Origin of the sequence: Vibrio sp. SSH13-20 (assembly GCF_040104475.1) — a bacterium.
Taxonomy (GTDB): Bacteria; Pseudomonadota; Gammaproteobacteria; order Enterobacterales; family Vibrionaceae; genus Vibrio; species Vibrio harveyi.
Genome location: NZ_JBECOU010000003.1, coordinates 672,115 through 688,716, shown reverse-complemented (window position 1 = coordinate 688,716; position 16,602 = coordinate 672,115). Strand labels below are relative to the sequence as shown.

The 16,602-nt window shown below is 45.7% G+C and carries 16 protein-coding genes; 8 read left to right on the top strand and 8 right to left on the bottom strand.

The window, feature by feature from the left end; genetic code table 11:
* Positions 1 to 26: 26 nt before the first annotated feature.
* From pstA to phoU, 3 genes are read left to right on the top strand one after another with little or no spacing between them, the layout of a single operon-like run.
* Positions 27 to 1,700 carry a phosphate ABC transporter permease PstA gene (gene pstA / locus ABMY42_RS11965; protein WP_049535716.1) on the top strand — a complete coding sequence of 558 codons (1,674 nt, stop codon included), beginning with the start codon at positions 27 to 29 and terminating at the stop codon, positions 1,698 to 1,700.
* A gap of 2 nt (positions 1,701 to 1,702) precedes the next feature.
* Entirely contained in the window at positions 1,703 to 2,521 is an 819-nt protein-coding gene (gene pstB / locus ABMY42_RS11960; RefSeq protein ID WP_005424834.1) for a phosphate ABC transporter ATP-binding protein PstB, read from the top strand.
* 32 nt (positions 2,522 to 2,553) lie between these two features.
* Positions 2,554 to 3,252 carry a phosphate signaling complex protein PhoU gene (gene phoU, locus ABMY42_RS11955; RefSeq protein WP_005440349.1) on the top strand — a complete coding sequence of 233 codons (699 nt, stop codon included), beginning with the start codon at positions 2,554 to 2,556 and terminating at the stop codon, positions 3,250 to 3,252.
* Positions 3,253 to 3,255: 3 nt separating this feature from the next.
* On the opposite strand, the gene ABMY42_RS11950 is transcribed toward phoU, so the two are convergent.
* From ABMY42_RS11950 to ABMY42_RS11925, 6 genes are all read right to left on the bottom strand, one after another.
* Positions 3,256 to 3,735 carry a hypothetical protein gene (locus tag ABMY42_RS11950; protein ID WP_050907738.1) on the bottom strand — a complete coding sequence of 160 codons (480 nt, stop codon included), beginning with the start codon at positions 3,733 to 3,735 and terminating at the stop codon, positions 3,256 to 3,258.
* Between the two features lie 53 nt (positions 3,736 to 3,788).
* The gene (locus ABMY42_RS11945) at positions 3,789 to 4,427 is read right to left on the bottom strand and encodes a YadA C-terminal domain-containing protein (protein ID WP_050907737.1); all 639 of its coding nucleotides are present in this window, start codon (positions 4,425 to 4,427) and stop codon (positions 3,789 to 3,791) included.
* Between the two features lie 138 nt (positions 4,428 to 4,565).
* Entirely contained in the window at positions 4,566 to 5,498 is a 933-nt protein-coding gene (locus tag ABMY42_RS11940) for a LysR family transcriptional regulator (RefSeq protein ID WP_050907736.1), read from the bottom strand.
* 9 nt (positions 5,499 to 5,507) lie between these two features.
* Entirely contained in the window at positions 5,508 to 6,284 is a 777-nt protein-coding gene (gene ppk2, locus ABMY42_RS11935; RefSeq protein WP_005445296.1) for a polyphosphate kinase 2, read from the bottom strand.
* A 66-nt stretch (positions 6,285 to 6,350) separates the two neighbouring features.
* A complete protein-coding gene (locus ABMY42_RS11930) occupies positions 6,351 to 7,094 on the bottom strand; it encodes a copper homeostasis protein CutC (RefSeq protein ID WP_047514992.1) in 744 nt (247 codons plus the stop codon).
* Positions 7,095 to 7,369: 275 nt separating this feature from the next.
* Positions 7,370 to 7,978: a peroxiredoxin C gene (locus ABMY42_RS11925; RefSeq protein WP_005445301.1), complete on the bottom strand. Its 609-nt coding sequence runs from the start codon at positions 7,976 to 7,978 to the stop codon at positions 7,370 to 7,372.
* Between the two features lie 200 nt (positions 7,979 to 8,178).
* Here ABMY42_RS11925 and ABMY42_RS11920 point away from each other — a divergent pair, with 200 nt between their 5' ends.
* The 3 genes from ABMY42_RS11920 to aceA all read left to right on the top strand — a co-directional run bounded on the left by ABMY42_RS11920 (position 8,179) and on the right by aceA (position 12,800).
* Positions 8,179 to 9,084 carry a hydrogen peroxide-inducible genes activator gene (locus tag ABMY42_RS11920; RefSeq protein ID WP_005440336.1) on the top strand — a complete coding sequence of 302 codons (906 nt, stop codon included), beginning with the start codon at positions 8,179 to 8,181 and terminating at the stop codon, positions 9,082 to 9,084.
* Positions 9,085 to 9,690: 606 nt separating this feature from the next.
* Positions 9,691 to 11,319 (top strand): malate synthase A, encoded by a 1,629-nt coding sequence (gene aceB / locus ABMY42_RS11915; RefSeq protein ID WP_349266330.1) that lies wholly within the window; start codon positions 9,691 to 9,693, stop codon positions 11,317 to 11,319.
* A 167-nt stretch (positions 11,320 to 11,486) separates the two neighbouring features.
* Complete coding sequence (gene aceA / locus ABMY42_RS11910) at positions 11,487 to 12,800, top strand: isocitrate lyase (protein WP_005440333.1); 1,314 nt, start codon at positions 11,487 to 11,489, stop codon at positions 12,798 to 12,800.
* Positions 12,801 to 12,905: 105 nt separating this feature from the next.
* Here the strand turns inward: aceA and ABMY42_RS11905 are convergent, their stop codons facing one another.
* On the bottom strand, positions 12,906 to 13,352 hold the full coding sequence (locus ABMY42_RS11905) for a CBS domain-containing protein (RefSeq protein WP_009705566.1): 447 nt from the start codon (positions 13,350 to 13,352) through the stop codon (positions 12,906 to 12,908).
* Between the two features lie 234 nt (positions 13,353 to 13,586).
* The gene (locus ABMY42_RS11900) at positions 13,587 to 13,808 is read right to left on the bottom strand and encodes a hypothetical protein (RefSeq protein ID WP_349266329.1); all 222 of its coding nucleotides are present in this window, start codon (positions 13,806 to 13,808) and stop codon (positions 13,587 to 13,589) included.
* Positions 13,809 to 14,068: 260 nt separating this feature from the next.
* Here ABMY42_RS11900 and ABMY42_RS11895 point away from each other — a divergent pair, with 260 nt between their 5' ends.
* Both ABMY42_RS11895 and queA read left to right on the top strand, forming a co-directional pair.
* Positions 14,069 to 15,241 (top strand): trypsin-like serine protease, encoded by a 1,173-nt coding sequence (locus ABMY42_RS11895; protein WP_349266328.1) that lies wholly within the window; start codon positions 14,069 to 14,071, stop codon positions 15,239 to 15,241.
* Positions 15,242 to 15,476: 235 nt separating this feature from the next.
* Positions 15,477 to 16,529 carry a tRNA preQ1(34) S-adenosylmethionine ribosyltransferase-isomerase QueA gene (gene queA / locus ABMY42_RS11890; protein ID WP_078607812.1) on the top strand — a complete coding sequence of 351 codons (1,053 nt, stop codon included), beginning with the start codon at positions 15,477 to 15,479 and terminating at the stop codon, positions 16,527 to 16,529.
* Positions 16,530 to 16,602: the final 73 nt, after the last annotated feature.

Below are 16,602 nucleotides of genomic sequence, written 5' to 3'. Positions count from 1 at the left end.
CAGTTAACGAAAGAGCGAGTAATAGCGTGTTAAATTGGATTCGTTCTGGCGCACCTTGGATTTGGTTAACCGGGGGAGCGGTAAGCATCAGTCTGCTTTCTGTCCTCGGCTTATTGCTATTGATTGGCTGGAAGGGATTAACTTACTTCTGGCCGGCGCCACTTTATCAATGGAATGTTGCTGCACTGACACCGGTGCAGGGCGAAGTGCTGCATGAAAATTCGATTCTGGTTGGTCAGGTTTACGAGCGCAGCTTTGTGCCAAGAAGTTACCTACCAGAAGAAGCGGCGAATAAACTCGCGGATGACGAAGAGTTTGCGACGCGCCTAAACATCAAAATTGCCAACCGTGAATTGTACCCAGCGGACTTTATTTCTGTGTTGAGAATGCAGTTGGATGATCCAACTACGCCGGGCGAATGGGCAGTGATTGAACGCAGCAGCGGTGGCTACTTCTTCGGTAAGTTTGTTGCCTTCCAAGATGGTAACACGCGTTACGAAAACAACATTCAAACGCTTTTGGATCAAAAGCTCGATGATGCCGAAACCTTGCATCATGAAATCGACATGCTGGTGGATGACCAAGTAAAAGACTTGGGATGGCAGTTAGAGCAGCTTCGCTTAGATAAACGTAAGCACGAGCTTAACGACACCATCACTGAAGAGTTTTTAGCAAACAACAGTCAGCGTAAAGCAGAAATTGAAGCAGAGTTAGCCAAGCTAGACATGCAACTTGACGGGCTGCGCTTGGGCTTCTCTGATTATGCGCTGATTGTCGAAGACATGACTGGGACTCAAGTTTCGATTCCATTAGAAGACATTTTGGACTACTGGTATCCAAACCAAATGTCACTGCCTGAAAAGGTTGCCCATTGGGGAAAACAGGTTTGGAAGTTCTTATCCGAAGACCCTCGTGAATCGAACTCAGAGGGTGGTGTTTTCCCAGCGATTTTCGGGACGGTTTTCTTGGTTATCATCATGTCGATCATCGTAATGCCATTGGGTGTGATTGCGGCGATTTATTTGCATGAATATGCCAAGAATAATGCCCTAACTCGGGTGATCCGTATTGCGGTGATTAACCTTGCAGGTGTTCCTTCTATCGTTTACGGCGTATTTGGTTTGGGCTTTTTTGTTTATACCATTGGTGCCTCAATCGATAACCTGTTTTACGCCGAGCGATTACCTGCTCCAACCTTTGGTACGCCGGGCTTGTTGTGGTCTGCATTGACGCTAGCAGTCTTAACGCTACCGGTGGTGATTGTTACCACAGAAGAAGGTTTAACCCGTATTCCGAGCTCCGTTCGTCATGGTTCGTTAGCCTTGGGCGCAACGCAGTTCGAAACGCTTTGGCGTGTGGTTTTGCCTATGGCAACCCCTGCGATAATCACAGGTTTGATTCTTGCGATTGCTCGCGCTGCGGGGGAAGTGGCGCCATTGATGCTGGTGGGGGTCGTGAAGTTAGCTTCTAGCTTACCGGTGGATGGGCAATTCCCTTACGTGCATTTAGACAGAAAGTTTATGCACCTAGGCTTCCACATTTACGATGTCGGATTCCAGACCTCTAATATCGAAGCTGCGCGTCCGTTGGTTTACGCGACTTCCTTCTTACTCGTGACGGTTATTGTCGGACTAAACTTAACAGCAATCAGTATTCGTAATAATCTGCGAGAGAAATACCGAACTTTAGGACAAGATTAAGCATGTTTAACTTTGATAATACATTAGGTTATGAGCCGCCATTGGATGTGCACAACCTGACGGATGAACAAACGGCTATCTCGATCGAGAACCTTAATCTTTTCTATGGTCAGGCTCAGGCGCTGCACGACATTTCCATGCGCATCCCAAAAGGACGCGTAACCGCATTCATCGGACCGTCCGGTTGTGGTAAATCTACATTGCTGCGCTGTATCAACCGCATGAACGATTTAGTCGAAGGTTGTAAGGTGACGGGGAAAGTACGCTTGCACGGTAAGAATGTGTACAACCCAAGTGTGGATGTTGCCACGCTGCGCCGCCGAGTAGGCATGGTATTCCAGCGCCCAAACCCATTCCCTAAGTCAATTTACGAAAACGTGGTTTACGGTCTTCGTCTACAAGGGGTGAAGAACAGTCGCATGCTAGACGATGCGGTCGAGCGTTCACTACGTTCTGCGGCATTGTGGGATGAAGTAAAAGATCGTCTACATGAAAATGCATTTGGACTTTCTGGTGGCCAGCAGCAGCGTTTGGTGATTGCACGCGCCGTTGCGATTGAGCCAGAAGTACTATTATTGGATGAACCGACATCGGCGTTGGATCCAATCTCAACTTTAACTATTGAAGAGCTTATCAACGAGCTCAAGACTCAATATACTGTGGTTATCGTTACCCATAACATGCAGCAAGCGGCGCGCGTCAGTGACCACACTGCGTTCATTCATATGGGTAAGTTGATTGAATACTCGGATGCGGATTCGATCTTCACCTCTCCAATGAAGAAACAAACCGAAGATTACATTACCGGTCGTTACGGTTAAGCCGCGACCTTTCAAGGATTAAAAGGAAAGCCATGCACTTTGGACGTCACATCTCAGGACAATTTAACGTAGAGCTAGAATCGATTCGTACCCATGTACTTACCATGGGAGGCTTGGTAGAACAGCAGTTGTCGTATGCTATCCAAGCCTTGCATAAGGAAGACATCGAACTGGCGCGTAAAGTTGTGCGTGATGATCACAAAGTTAATGCGATGGAAGTGTCGATTGATGACGCTTGTACTCGCATCATCGCTAAGCGTCAGCCTACGGCAAAAGATTTACGCTTAATCATGGCTATCATTAAGACCATCACAGATCTTGAGCGCATTGGTGATGTTGCAACACGTATTGCCTATGTGGCGATTGAAAGCCCATCATCGAAAGAGCGCCAATTCCAAGTATCGTTAGAGCCTTTATGTCGTCAAGCAATCCAAATGCTTCACCAAGTGCTCGATGCGTTTGCGCGTATGGACGTAGAAGCTGCAGCAGAAGTACACAAGCTTGATGATAAGTTGGATGCGGAATACGAAGCGGTGATTCGTCAGTTGATGACTTACATGATGGAAGACCCGAAAAACATTCCACATATTCTGCAAGTGATGTGGTCGGCGCGTGCCATTGAACGCGTGGGTGACCGTTGCCAAAATATCTGTGAATACATTATCTACTTCGTGAAAGGAAAAGATGTACGCCATCTAGGTGATCAAAGCATCGATGACGTACTGAAGTAAGTCTTAAAGGCGCAAACCAAAGCCTAGAGAAAAGTTAATGGCAGTGTCTGTGTAGGTGTGTGTTTTATCGTTCATGAAAACGTCTAAATCCGCACCTGCTCGAACTGATAATATTGGGTTAACTTGATATACGTAAGCGCCACCAATACTCAATCCGTTCGCATTTCTTCGTTCATTGCGATACGTTCCATCGTACTGCGCTAATCCTAAGCTCGCTTGAAATCCCATCTGTGGTTGATGACCAAATAAGTGTTGAAAGCCAATACGGTAGGCGTCAATGGTTTCATCATAATTACCGCTCTTATAAGTAATCTGAGAGTAATCAAAATACAGCGCATCAAAGCCCGCAATATCGGTCGCCCCCAATTGGATACCTGCCCCTCGAAATGAGCCAATCTTAACTTCTGGAGAGACATAAATACCTGAAGCTTGGACACTAATAGGAGCGAGAATAAGGGCAGCGAGAAAGAATTTGCGTTTCATAGAGTTACCTAAATAAAAGCCTTCCTTGGCTATGAACTTATTGAGTGCAGTTTTTACTTAAAGCTAATTTGAACACCAACGCCGCCAGCAACGTCAGATGAAGAATATTTGCCTGATGATTCATAGTGGAATGTGCCCGACAGGCTTACTTGATCACTTAGACCGTACGCACCACCAATCGCTACTGCTTCTTTACTACCAGAAAAACCCACACCGGCACCGATTGCCAGTTCACCATTGGTTGCATAAGGGCGAGCGTTGGTGACTGCGTGTAGACTTGCGCGAATACCATCCATTTGTTCTGCTTGTTGGTTTAAGCGGTAGTCGTATTCTGCGGCTAAGCCTTCTAAGTGGTTCAGACGGTCATCCGTCGGGTTATTTTCAATAGGATTTGATGGCAGTTGCGGTGTTGGACGCTCAGGGATTTCAGGAATACCGTTGTCTGGTTCAGGAAGCGTTGGGTGCTCTGGTGCTGCTTCGATTGGTGGTGTTGGTGATTGATCTGGATGTGGACGATCTGGCACTCCAGGAACACCGTTATCAACTTCTGGTAGAACAGGTTGCTCTGGCACACCTTGAATTGGGTTGGTTGGAATGCCTGGGTGTGGACGATCCGGGATAACAGCTGCAATTGAGCTGAAAGAAGCAAGAAGGGTGCAAGCAGCGGTAAGCTTTACAATTTTTTTAGTCATGTCTGAACTCTCAATAAGTAAACGAGGGACAGCATCCTTACTGTAAGCAATCGCTTTTTGTCATTTCCCTTAAAAGCAGGGCTATCTTATTGAGAAGTATGGTTTATGACCAAATGGCTATCGTTATCTCAGTGATAATTAAATCTTATCACTCTGTGATTTTAGACCTTGTTGAATAAGCTCTGTTAACCATTTTACTAGTGGGTTATTCCGGTTTCTCACATGCATATGAGCGTGAATAGACTTCATTTGTGGTTGACCATCAATCGTGACATCAACGGCTCTTAATCCCGGAAATTGCTCTACCGGAAGTAAATTGGAGTGAGGTAAATACATGTCGGTGTGTTTGACGACATCAAGTATTGCAGAGACCATTTCTGAGCGAAAGCCAATGCTGTGTTCAATGCCCATTTTGGTAAGAAGCTCAGATGCGTAACTGAACTTGTCGTTCCAACCTGGGGAAATCAAAGAAGCAATTGGGTATCCGCCAAGATCATGTGGCTCAACATGAGTCTTGGTGATTGGGTGATCTTCACGGACAAAAATACGCCCTTTCAAATCCAGTAGCTTCGGCGTGTAGATCTCTTTATTGGTCAGAAGTAACTCGTAATTTACTCCCATCAGTGTTTCACCTTTCAAGATCTCATCAACCGTGCTGTTCGACCAACCAACTAATTCAAGTTGAGCATTAGGTGCTAACGCTCTCATTTGTTCGAAGAGGAAACCGGGCAAGCAAGTCATTGTGATTGGTGCCAGTGCAATTCGAATTTTGTTGTCCACTTCGGCAGGATCAAACTGATGAGAGCGATTAACTGCGGCAGCTAAACCATCGAGATGGGGGGTAATATCATTGGCAAGAGATTCGGCGAACGGTGTCGGTTCAAGACCAGTTTTGACCTTCACAAACAGCTCATCATCGAAGTGATTACGTAGCTTTTGTAATGCCTGACTGATCGCTGGCTGAGAGACAAACAAGCGCTGTGATGCTTTACGCATGTTTCGCTCTTGCATCAAAACCATAAAGGTCTTGAGCAGATTCAGGTCAAGGGTGTGAAACAGGTCTTTCGCCATGATACATCTCTAATATTTATCAGGAACGAAGGTTTGATCGTCGATAGGCGCACGGACATAACCTTCTTTATTCAACTCTGGCAATTCGATAACTGGATGCTCAAGTTCTTCGTATTCGACTTGACTAAGCAGATGGCTGATACAGTTCAATCGAGCTTTCTTTTTATCATCAGAAGGGACTACCCACCAAGGACAGTTTTTCGTATCTGTGTAGGCAAACATCTTATCTTTTGCCTCTGAATATTCTGCCCAGCGATTGCGTGATTCCAAATCCATTGGGCTGAACTTCCAGCGTTTAATCGGGGTGTTGATGCGTTCTAGAAAGCGCTTTTCTTGCTCTTCATCGGAGACCGAAAACCAGTACTTAATTAAGATGATGCCAGAGCGCTGAAGCATGCGTTCAAACTCCGGGCAAGAACGGAGAAACTCTTCATATTGATCTGGGGTACAAAAGCCCATGACTTTCTCTACGCCGGCACGGTTGTACCAACTGCGGTCAAACAGTACGATTTCTCCAGCAGCAGGCAGGTGTGCCACATAACGCTGGAAGTACCATTGTGTTTTTTCTTTCTCTGTTGGGGCGGGAAGGGCTGCGATACGGCAGACACGAGGGTTGAGTTTTTCAGTGATACGTTTGATGGTGCCACCTTTGCCAGCGGCGTCACGTCCTTCAAAAAGTACCACGACTTTAAGCCCTTTGTGTTTGACCCACTCTTGGAGCTTAACCAACTCAATTTGCAGTTGTTCTAGTGCTTCTTCGTATTCCTTTTTCTTCAGTTTCGCCATGTTTCCTCCCGTCCTTAGTTATCAATATGTTAGCACTCAATAACCAAAGACGGGATTTGAAAGCTCTTAATTGAGAGCTGTTACCATGTTCGCGATAGCATCGGTGTTGGTGACTGGAATCGAAAAATCATCTATATCGGCAGCGCCCATTTTGCTTTGCTCGGCAATAAAGGTCATGTGACTTGGGCGAGTTGTCTTGCCAGATAAATGCACTTCAGTGACTTTGGCTTGTTCAACGATCTGACCAACATTGTCCGCATTCACACCGGCGCCCGCCATGATCGCAATGCGTCCTTGTGCTTGTTCAACTAAGGTTTTAAGCACATCGATACCTTGCGGTGCCGAAGGCGCAAGACCGGAGGTTAAAATACGTTCACAACCTAAGCTGATCACTTCTTCTAACGCTTTTTCAGCGTCGCGACACTGGTCAAAGGCACGATGGAAGGTCACGCCTAAGCCAAGCGCTTGAGCAAACTCACACAGCGCAGTTGCGTACGGCATATGAATGTTGCCGTCTTGAGTGAGCACGCCGAGTACGACACCATTCAAGCCTGCTTGTTTAGCGGCTTCAATATCCCAACGCATCATTTCGATTTCTTCCTCACTGTAGAAGAAGTCGCCTTGGCGAGGGCGAATCATCGCGTAAACCGGAATAGTAGAGCGTTTAGCGGCTTGCTGCATAAAGCCATAGCTTGGGGTTAAGCCACCCAAAGCAAGTGAAGAGCAGAGTTCGATGCGGGTTGCACCACCGGCAATCGCGTTGTGGAGAGATTCAATGTTATCAATACAGACTTCAAGTTGAGTGTTCACTAGGTTGTCCTGAATTATTGTAATTACAGCAAATACTAGCAGGACAAAAGGGGAGAATCTGTACTGAGACGGAGGGAAATAGAGGTAAACTTTTTGCGTGATGCTTGCCTCTTTTGCTTTTCAAAAATGCAGATAAAAAGAAAGCCCAGAGTGAACTCTGGGCTTTTTTATGACTTTACTTAGACTGATTGGCGTTTGCGGTTTTTCCGCTATAGCTTTTTGCTTTATATATACATCCAACCAACACGCCCGTTGAGCTTGGGCTATGTAGTCTATTACTTGCTTAGGTCGTCTGCGTGCTCAGATAGGAACGCTGCAACACCTTTTGGAGATGCGTCCATACCTGCTTTACCTTCTTCCCATTGTGCAGGACATACTTCGCCGTGCTTCTGGTGGAAGTTTAGTGCATCAACCATGCGTAGCATTTCGTCGATGTTACGACCTAGTGGTAGATCGTTAACTACTTGGTGACGTACAAGACCTTCTTCGTCGATTAGGAAAGAACCACGGAAAGCAACGCCTGCTTCTGGGTGCTCTACATCGTACGCTTTACAGATTTCGTGTTTAACGTCAGCAACTAGAGGGTATTTAACTTGACCGATACCGCCATCTTCGATAGCAGTGTTACGCCATGCGTTGTGAGAGAACTGAGAATCGATAGAAACACCGATTACTTCAACACCTTTAGCTTGGAAATCAGCTAGACGGTTGTCGAATGCGATTAGCTCAGATGGGCAAACGAAAGTGAAATCTAGTGGGTAGAAGAATACTACTGCTTTCTTACCTTTAGTGAATTCTGCAAAGTTGAAGTTTTCAACGATTTCGCCGTTACCTAGAACAGCTGCTGCAGTAAAGTCAGGGGCTTGACGACCTACTAGTACCATTTTTTTGCTCCTAAAAAATTTGGTTTGATCCAAACCTACATTCAGTTATTTAGGTTTGGTCCTTGTTTGTGCGAGACAAACTATAGTACAGATTGTAGTATTGAAAAAAGCGAAATAAATAGATTGAGTTCATCGAAAAAAGCGATAATAACGAAACTATTATCTCGATCACTGGAACAGCAATAGATACAAATAGAATTATGAATAAATGGCCTAGCTTGAAGCAGTTACACTATTTGGTCACTCTGCATGAAACTCGACATTTTAGTGATGCTGCTGAGCGTTGTTTTGTCAGTCAATCTACCTTAAGTAAAGGCATCCAAAACCTTGAAGAGTTGATTGGTTGCCCGCTTTATGAAAAGAAAGATAAAAAAAGCCCATTAGTTTTCACCCAAGCTGGTGAGATGGTGGTGCAACATGGTCGAGAACTGCTCGCTAAAGGGCAAGATCTTGTTGAACTGGGGCGTCTATGCCAAGGCGATGATATGGAAGGGCAGCTTAAAGTAGGCTGTATTCCGACCATTGCTCCGTTCTTATTGTGCGACCTTGTTCAGGAGGTGAACTACCGCTTCCCTCAATTAAACCTTCTATTAAGAGAAGACACGACGACTAACTTGCTGCAAGCACTTCGCCACGGTGAGTTGGACGTGTTGATTCTGGCTCTGCCTGTAGAGATAGAAGGAATGGAAAGCCGAGTAGTGGGACAAGACCCGTTCCGCATGGTGATCAGTGCCAATCAAGCGGATTCCGTACCGGTGCCGATCCGTTATGCGGACTTGCCAGATGAATCCGTCTTCTTATTAGAGAAAGAGCACTGTCTTACAGAGCACGCAGTGTCGGCGTGTAAGTTGACTGATAAAGAGAAGATAAACCCATTTACCGCAACCAGTCTTCATACTTTGGTGCAAATGGTGGCGAATGGTCTGGGCACCACGTTTATTCCGCAAATGGCGATTGATCATGGTTTGCTTCACAACCAGAACTTGGTGGTAATCGACCCTCCTGGTCAGCAAGCATATCGCGATATTGGTTTGGTTTGGCGTCCAAGCTCGTCACGATCAAACACTTTCAATCAATTGGCAGAAGTCGTCTCTGAACTGCTTTAGCTATTAGTATTAGCCTGCTACTCCCGATCTAATATCAAAAAGCGCACTAGAAATGGTGCGCTTTTTAGCATTTTATTCTGTGCGTGAACTTTGACTTGTAAAATTTTACAGATGAACTTTCATGAAGCTTTCATAAAATAGTGAAATTTCACAATGTTAATTTTACACAACTGCCTGTGTAACGCGTTTAAGTCGTGTTTAATTTCCTCTTCCTAGCCCTTGTGAATACAAGGATTTTTCTCCTGCCTCACTATTCATACACTTGTTTGAATTCAAAAATAGCCTATAAAATTTGTGTAATTAAATTACGTAATAACTTACAAATTGAACTCAAAAATCAAACACTTGTTTGATACCGAATAAAACTTTGAATTTAACGTTTTGTTTACGTGAGGGGTTTCGCTTAAACCTTTGTTGGGTTAGCTTAATTAAAGGCTTGTAAGACTTATGTCTAGATTGAAAAAGCAATTCAGGTTGCGCAAGGTATAGACACAACGAAACGAAGTGGACACCAAATCTAAGGATGTAATTTGTTGTTCATAACTTACAAATGTAGCTTTAGGCTGACTGCCCAAGATGGATAAAGCACGTTAAGGATGAATGATTATGCTTGCTCAGACAGAACAAAAAACACAACAACTAAAGCAAACCCAAGGCATGCTTGAGGTGAATGGAGTCGTTGCTCCTGAACATCAAGCAATTTTCCCTGTTGAAGCCCAAACCTTTTTATCTCTACTGTGTGAAAAATTTGCCGGACGTGTTGAACAGTTACTGGAAGCACGAGAAGAGAAGCAAGCACGCATCGACGCTGGTGAACTGCCAGACTTTCTACCAGAGACACAAGACATTCGTGAAGGAAGCTGGAAGATCCTTGGAATCCCGCAAGATCTGCAAGATCGCCGAGTGGAAATCACGGGACCAACCGATCGCAAGATGGTGATTAACGCACTGAATGCGAATGTAAAAGTGTTCATGGCAGACTTCGAAGATTCGATGTCCCCTGCGTGGAGTAAAGTTCTGGATGGTCAAATTAACTTGCGCGATGCTGTTAATGGCACCATCAGCTACACCAACCCTGGCAATGGTAAACACTATCAGCTGGCAGAAGACCCAGCGGTGTTGATCTGCCGTGTTCGCGGACTGCATCTAAAAGAAAAACACGTAACGTGGCACGGTCAGATCATTCCAGGTGCGCTATTTGATTTTGCTCTGTACTTCTACAACAACTATAAAGCGCTACTGAAAAAGGGAAGCGCTCCTTACTTCTACATTCCGAAATTGCAATCGCATCATGAAGCGAAGTGGTGGAGCGAAGTATTCCATTTCACCGAAGAGTATTTCGGTTTGGATACAGGCACCATCAAAGCGACTGTACTGATTGAAACCTTACCAGCCGTATTCGAAATGGATGAGATTCTGTTCTCATTGAAAGAGCACATCGTTGGGTTGAACTGCGGTCGCTGGGATTACATCTTTAGCTACATCAAAACACTGAAAAACCACCCAGATCGCGTACTTCCGGATCGCCAAGTGGTGACCATGGATAAGCCATTCCTCAACGCTTACTCAAGATTGTTGGTGCGTACTTGTCATAAACGTGGCGCATTTGCGATGGGCGGCATGGCAGCCTTTATTCCGGCTAAAGACCCACAAGAAAACCAAAAAGTACTGGATAAGATCCACAACGATAAATCGCTAGAAGCTAACAACGGTCATGACGGCACTTGGGTTGCTCATCCGGGGTTGGCAGACACCGCAATGGAAGTGTTCAGTGCCACACTGGGGCAGCGCACCAACCAATTGGACGTGAGCCGCTCAGAAGACGCACCAATCACCGCCGCAGAGCTGCTTGAACCGTGCGAAGGTGAACGTTCAGAAGAGGGCATGCGCCATAACATCCGCGTTGCGCTGCAATACATCGAAGCTTGGATCTCTGGCAACGGTTGTGTGCCGATTTACGGACTGATGGAAGACGCAGCAACAGCAGAAATCTCACGAGCTTCTATCTGGCAATGGATTCAACACGGCAAGTCGCTCGACAACGGATTGAAGGTCACTAAAGATCTGTTCGAACTCTATCTGAAAGAAGAGATTGAAGTCGTGAAGCAAGAAATTGGCGAGCAGCGTTACCAAGCAGGTCGATTTGAAGAAGCGGCAGACTTGATGGCAAGGCTCACCACCAGTGATGAGCTGACCAACTTTTTAACCATTCCAGGTTATGACTACTTGGATTAACCCAAAGATTTAGAACACTCAATTTATTTAACTAATACATGTTCATTTAACTAATACGTGTTTGTTTAACGACTACGTGAAAGATTCGAGGCAGATAAGGATGTACTGCCTAAGAACGGAAAACTCAACGCACATGCACAAGTGCACATTATAAGAGGGATAGACCAATGACTAACTTAACTCGCCGCCAACAAATTGAAGCTCTGGAAAAAGATTGGGCAACCAACCCACGCTGGAAAAATGTAAAGCGTACTTACACAGCAGAAGAAGTGGTAGAACTGCGCGGGTCTATGGTGCCTGCGAACACAATCGCACAACGTGGTGCTGACAAACTTTGGTCACTGGTCAACGGTAGTTCAAAGAAAGGCTACGTAAACTGTCTTGGTGCACTGACGGGTGGTCAAGCCGTACAGCAAGCAAAAGCAGGTATTGAAGCGATTTACCTATCAGGTTGGCAGGTAGCGGCGGACAACAACACCGCTTCGACGATGTACCCAGACCAATCTCTCTACCCAGTAGATTCTGTGCCGTCGGTAGTAAAACGCATCAATAACTCATTCCGTCGTGCAGACCAAATTCAGTGGTCAGCAGGCAAGTCACCAGAAGACGAAGGCGGTATTGATTACTTCCTACCAATCGTAGCGGATGCGGAAGCAGGTTTTGGTGGTGTATTGAACGCTTACGAGCTAATGAAATCGATGATCGACGCAGGTGCGGCAGGTGTTCACTTTGAAGACCAACTGGCATCCGTGAAGAAGTGTGGTCACATGGGCGGTAAAGTACTGGTTCCAACTCAAGAAGCAGTGCAAAAACTGGTCGCAGCTCGCCTAGCAGCGGACGTTGCTGGTACGACAACACTGGTAATTGCACGTACCGATGCAAACGCAGCAGACCTACTAACGTCTGATTGTGACCCATACGATAAAGACTTCATCGAAGGTGAGCGTACTCAAGAAGGTTTCTACCGTGTACGTGCAGGTATCGACCAAGCTATCTCTCGTGGTCTAGCTTACGCGCCATATGCGGATCTAATCTGGTGTGAGACAGCAACGCCTTGTTTAGAAGAAGCACGCAAGTTTGCAGAAGCGATTCATGCAGAGTATCCAGACCAATTGTTGGCATACAACTGTTCGCCTTCATTCAACTGGGAGAAGAACCTAGACGCTGAAACCATTGCTAAGTTCCAACAAGAGCTGGCTAACATGGGCTACAAGTACCAATTCATCACGCTAGCAGGTATCCACAACATGTGGTTCAACATGTTCGAACTGGCACACGCTTACGCACAAGGCGAAGGCATGCGTCATTACGTTGAGAAAGTTCAGCGTCCTGAGTTTGAAGCGGCAGAAAAAGGCTACACGTTCGTAGCGCACCAACAAGAGGTTGGTACGGGTTACTTCGATAGAATGACCAACACAATTCAAGGTGGTAACTCATCAGTGACAGCACTGACAGGTTCTACTGAAGAAGACCAATTCTAATCAGCATAGAGTCCACAATTACTACGTTAGTAATGACATCTTTGAGCGGCGATTGAGCCGCTCTTTTTTTGCCTGTAACCTGGGCAACTAACGTTTCGTTGCTTATTACTCTGCTTCGATTTCTTCTGGTTCTGTTTCTTCTTGCAGTTCTAGCAAGTTAATCGCAATGGTTACAAAGTCTGTATCGGTGATGATGCCCACCAAGTGACCTTTATTGACCACAGGTAAACAACCAACTTTGTGCTTTTGCATATAGATAGCGCTTTCCTTTAAACCTGCTCTTGGTTCAGCAGTCATGATGTTAGTGTGCATCATTTGGTAAAGCGGAGTATCGAGGGTAAAAGATTGTTCAGCCTCATCTGGGTGCAAGCAGGATTCTTGTGCAGCAAGAATATCGCGTTGAGTCACCAAGCCTTTTAAGTGTTTATTGGCATCAACAACCGGAATATGTCGAATATCAAGCGCTTCCATCATGCTTTTTGCGTCACGCAATGTGTGCTCACGCAGCAAGGTATGAGGGTTGCGAGTCATCATGTCTTCAACCTTGATCATAGAGACCTCCAGCGGCATTGTCCTTCTCTTAAATATAGAGAATATTTTGCTGTATATCTGGGAGCTAACTCGTTTTTCACTAATAAAATAATACGATTAGATGGAGATCAATCAGAGGTGAAAATGGACTGGTGTTTTCCATAAATCCAGCTACTCATTTAGGGCGATGTTAGGATGTAAGCGCTATCATAAATAACCAAAGCTAAGGCGTTGAAACCTTAGCTTTGGTTACTCTTAACGTTGCTTGAAATGCACACAGATAAGACCATACGCTTTCGCATCGACACAGCGACCAATGTAGTCTTTACCAGGTACGTTCACAGCGCAGTGGCGAGGGACTTGTTTTAAGGCACAAGCTTGTTGCTGAGCTCGAAACAAATCTGTTCTCTCATCGCCAAAACTGCTGGCAGAAAACAACAATATTGAAGCACTTAAAGTGGCTAGAAAGATCTTCATACTTACCTCAATTTATCATCAAAGAGCGTATCGCTCACTCTCAATATAGTCGCCCTTATCTCTATTGATAAGTTTGTTTTTAATTGGTAATTGCAGGGTGGAAACTCAATGCGAGTCAGTTTGCACTTTTGACTGATAAGGTGTGTAGACCGCAGTTAATCCAATGAATTGAATCGCACATTTTTACTTGCTTGATTTTCCAAGATAAGCCTGTGGAAGAAGATACGCTCAGGCTTACCAGATTGAAGATAACAACCTAAATGAAACGAACAACGTGTAACAAACTCATTGCGCTGACAGTAGCGGCATTCAGCATGCAATCTGCTCAGGCAATTGTGCTAGGAGATGAGCAAACCGACCCGGTAGATCGCGTGACTTTACGAGCAAGTAACATGGCAGAGTTCCCGTTGTGTGGCGGCACTATGCTGACTGAACGATGGGTGTTGACTGCGGCACACTGTGTGGTGATGGGGCAGGGAACCAACGAAGCGAGCTACTATGTGACTCCGCCGGGAGAACTGTCGGTGAATGCCAACGTTTATGAACTTAACTCTGCTGGGCTGGATAACTTCTATCCTGTGTCTCACGTTGTGGTTCACCCCGACTACACGCGGATTTCAAAGGCTGAGATTGACAGCAATGGCAATGTGAAACCTATCCAAACGGGTTTAGACTCAGACATCGCGTTATTGTATCTCACACGCCCAGTAGCAAATGCACGCTTTGCTGACTTAGCGAATAAAACTGATATGGAGAATATCGAAGTGCGTCTGGCAGCGGATTGGAACGATAACGACCTGACCAATCAACGTGTCGAAAACGTGCAAGTATTTGGATGGGGAACCACTCAGCCGGATGCATCTGAACCTTCCAATACGCTCAAAACTACCATCAGTACATTTTTACCTATCGATAAATGTTATGAGCGTTTAGAAATTGGCAGCAGTTTTCCGGGGATCATTGATTCCAGAGAGAACCAAACCAAAATCTGTACACTACCAACGAAAAACCGAGTGTTAGAACCGGATAGCCACACTCAGTATGGCAACTCCGCGTGTAAAGGTGATAGTGGTGGTCCGCTGGTGGATGTGGCGACGGGCAAACAGATTGGAATTGTTAGTGGTGCGCCTCTTGTTCTGCCTACGTGTGGCTCTTTGACGATCCCAAGCTTCTACACCAAAGTGAGCCAATATTACGATTGGGTACAGTCTTACATCACCGCCGGTGACCCACCGAGCAGTTACATCATTGAGCCGAATTTCATCAAAGAAGCGAATAGTGGAAGTGGTGGTGGTGGGGAAGAGGAGTGCCACGATGGCATTGCGACCAACAATTGTGATTTCAGAGGTTCTGAGGACGACGGTGGTAGCCTAGGCGCTTGGCTATTCGGCTTATTGGTTCCACTGGTGTGGGCGCGCCGACGCAAAAGTTAAACGGTCAACGACTGATAAACATTTTAAAAAGCAGCGAACTTCGCTGCTTTTTTTATGTGTGTGTATCCTGCACCTTTCACGTTTTATTACACTCTTAGTGAAAGCTTTTACAGTCAATCTAAGGGGATTTGCTTGCTATTGCAGCATGTAAACATATACTAGTCTGCTGCGAAAAACTCGTCGCAATTTTATCGTCGTCTTTGACGTGATTTGACCAATAGATAAGACAAGTAACATGCAAGTATCAGATTTCCATTTCGACCTTCCAGATGAACTCATCGCTCGCTACCCTCAACCAGAGCGTACCGCTAGCCGACTGCTGCAAATGGACGGCAATACTGGTGAACTTATTGATGGCACGTTTACCGATGTGCTGGAGCAAGTTCAAGCCGGTGACCTAGTGGTTTTCAACAATACTCGCGTTATTCCTGCGCGTTTGTTTGGTCGCAAAGAGTCAGGCGGCAAGCTAGAAGTGCTGGTGGAGCGTATGCTCGATGAGAAAAGCATCCTGGCACACGTTCGTTGCTCTAAATCGCCAAAACCAGGCACAACGATCTTGGTTGGTGAAAACGATGAATACTCAGCGCAAATGGTCGCTCGTCATGATGCACTGTTTGAACTGAAATTTAACTCTGATAAGACGGTACTCGAGATTCTGGAAGAAATTGGTCACATGCCACTTCCTCCATACATCGACCGCCCAGATGAAGACGCGGATAAAGAGCGTTACCAAACGGTTTATAACCAAAAGCCAGGTGCGGTTGCAGCACCGACGGCGGGTCTTCACTTTGATGATGTTCTGCTTGAGAAAATCAAAGCGAAAGGCGCTGAGTTTGCATACGTTACTTTGCATGTGGGAGCGGGTACGTTCCAGCCAGTTAAAGTGGATGACATTAATGATCACCACATGCACGCAGAATACGTTGAAGTACCACAAGACGTAGTGGATGCGATTAACGCAACTAAGGCGCGCGGTGGTCGCATCATCGCTGTAGGTACAACGTCTGTTCGCTCACTAGAAAGTGCAGCGCAAGACGCGCTCAAGAAAGGCACAGAACTGGTTCCATTCTTTGGCGATACTGAAATCTTTATCTACCCTGGTTACGAGTACCAGTTGGTGGATTGCTTGATCACCAATTTCCACCTACCTGAATCAACCCTGATCATGTTGGTAAGTGCGTTTGCAGGTTACGAGAACACCATGAATGCTTACAAGCACGCGGTGGAAAACAAATACCGTTTCTTCTCGTACGGTGATTCAATGTTTATTAAAAAGAAGACTGCATAATGTTTTGACCCTTTTCTAGCCCTCCTCTCAAAAAAGGGGGAGGCTAGGAGGGGGAGAAAGCTAACGATTTACG

Excerpts from the sequence above, each read along its gene's own strand:
- pstB (WP_005424834.1), top strand. The coding sequence starts at position 1,703 with ATGTTTAACTTTGATAATACATTAGGTTATGAGCCGCCATTGGATGTG.
- phoU (WP_005440349.1), top strand. The coding sequence starts at position 2,554 with ATGCACTTTGGACGTCACATCTCAGGACAATTTAACGTAGAGCTAGAA.
- ABMY42_RS11950 (WP_050907738.1), bottom strand. The coding sequence starts at position 3,735 with ATGAAACGCAAATTCTTTCTCGCTGCCCTTATTCTCGCTCCTATTAGT.
- ABMY42_RS11945 (WP_050907737.1), bottom strand. The coding sequence starts at position 4,427 with ATGACTAAAAAAATTGTAAAGCTTACCGCTGCTTGCACCCTTCTTGCT.
- ABMY42_RS11940 (WP_050907736.1), bottom strand. The coding sequence starts at position 5,498 with ATGGCGAAAGACCTGTTTCACACCCTTGACCTGAATCTGCTCAAGACC.
- ppk2 (WP_005445296.1), bottom strand. The coding sequence starts at position 6,284 with ATGGCGAAACTGAAGAAAAAGGAATACGAAGAAGCACTAGAACAACTG.
- ABMY42_RS11925 (WP_005445301.1), bottom strand. The coding sequence starts at position 7,978 with ATGGTACTAGTAGGTCGTCAAGCCCCTGACTTTACTGCAGCAGCTGTT.
- ABMY42_RS11920 (WP_005440336.1), top strand. The coding sequence starts at position 8,179 with ATGAATAAATGGCCTAGCTTGAAGCAGTTACACTATTTGGTCACTCTG.
- aceB (WP_349266330.1), top strand. The coding sequence starts at position 9,691 with ATGCTTGCTCAGACAGAACAAAAAACACAACAACTAAAGCAAACCCAA.
- aceA (WP_005440333.1), top strand. The coding sequence starts at position 11,487 with ATGACTAACTTAACTCGCCGCCAACAAATTGAAGCTCTGGAAAAAGAT.
- ABMY42_RS11905 (WP_009705566.1), bottom strand. The coding sequence starts at position 13,352 with ATGATCAAGGTTGAAGACATGATGACTCGCAACCCTCATACCTTGCTG.
- ABMY42_RS11900 (WP_349266329.1), bottom strand. The coding sequence starts at position 13,808 with ATGAAGATCTTTCTAGCCACTTTAAGTGCTTCAATATTGTTGTTTTCT.
- ABMY42_RS11895 (WP_349266328.1), top strand. The coding sequence starts at position 14,069 with ATGAAACGAACAACGTGTAACAAACTCATTGCGCTGACAGTAGCGGCA.
- queA (WP_078607812.1), top strand. The coding sequence starts at position 15,477 with ATGCAAGTATCAGATTTCCATTTCGACCTTCCAGATGAACTCATCGCT.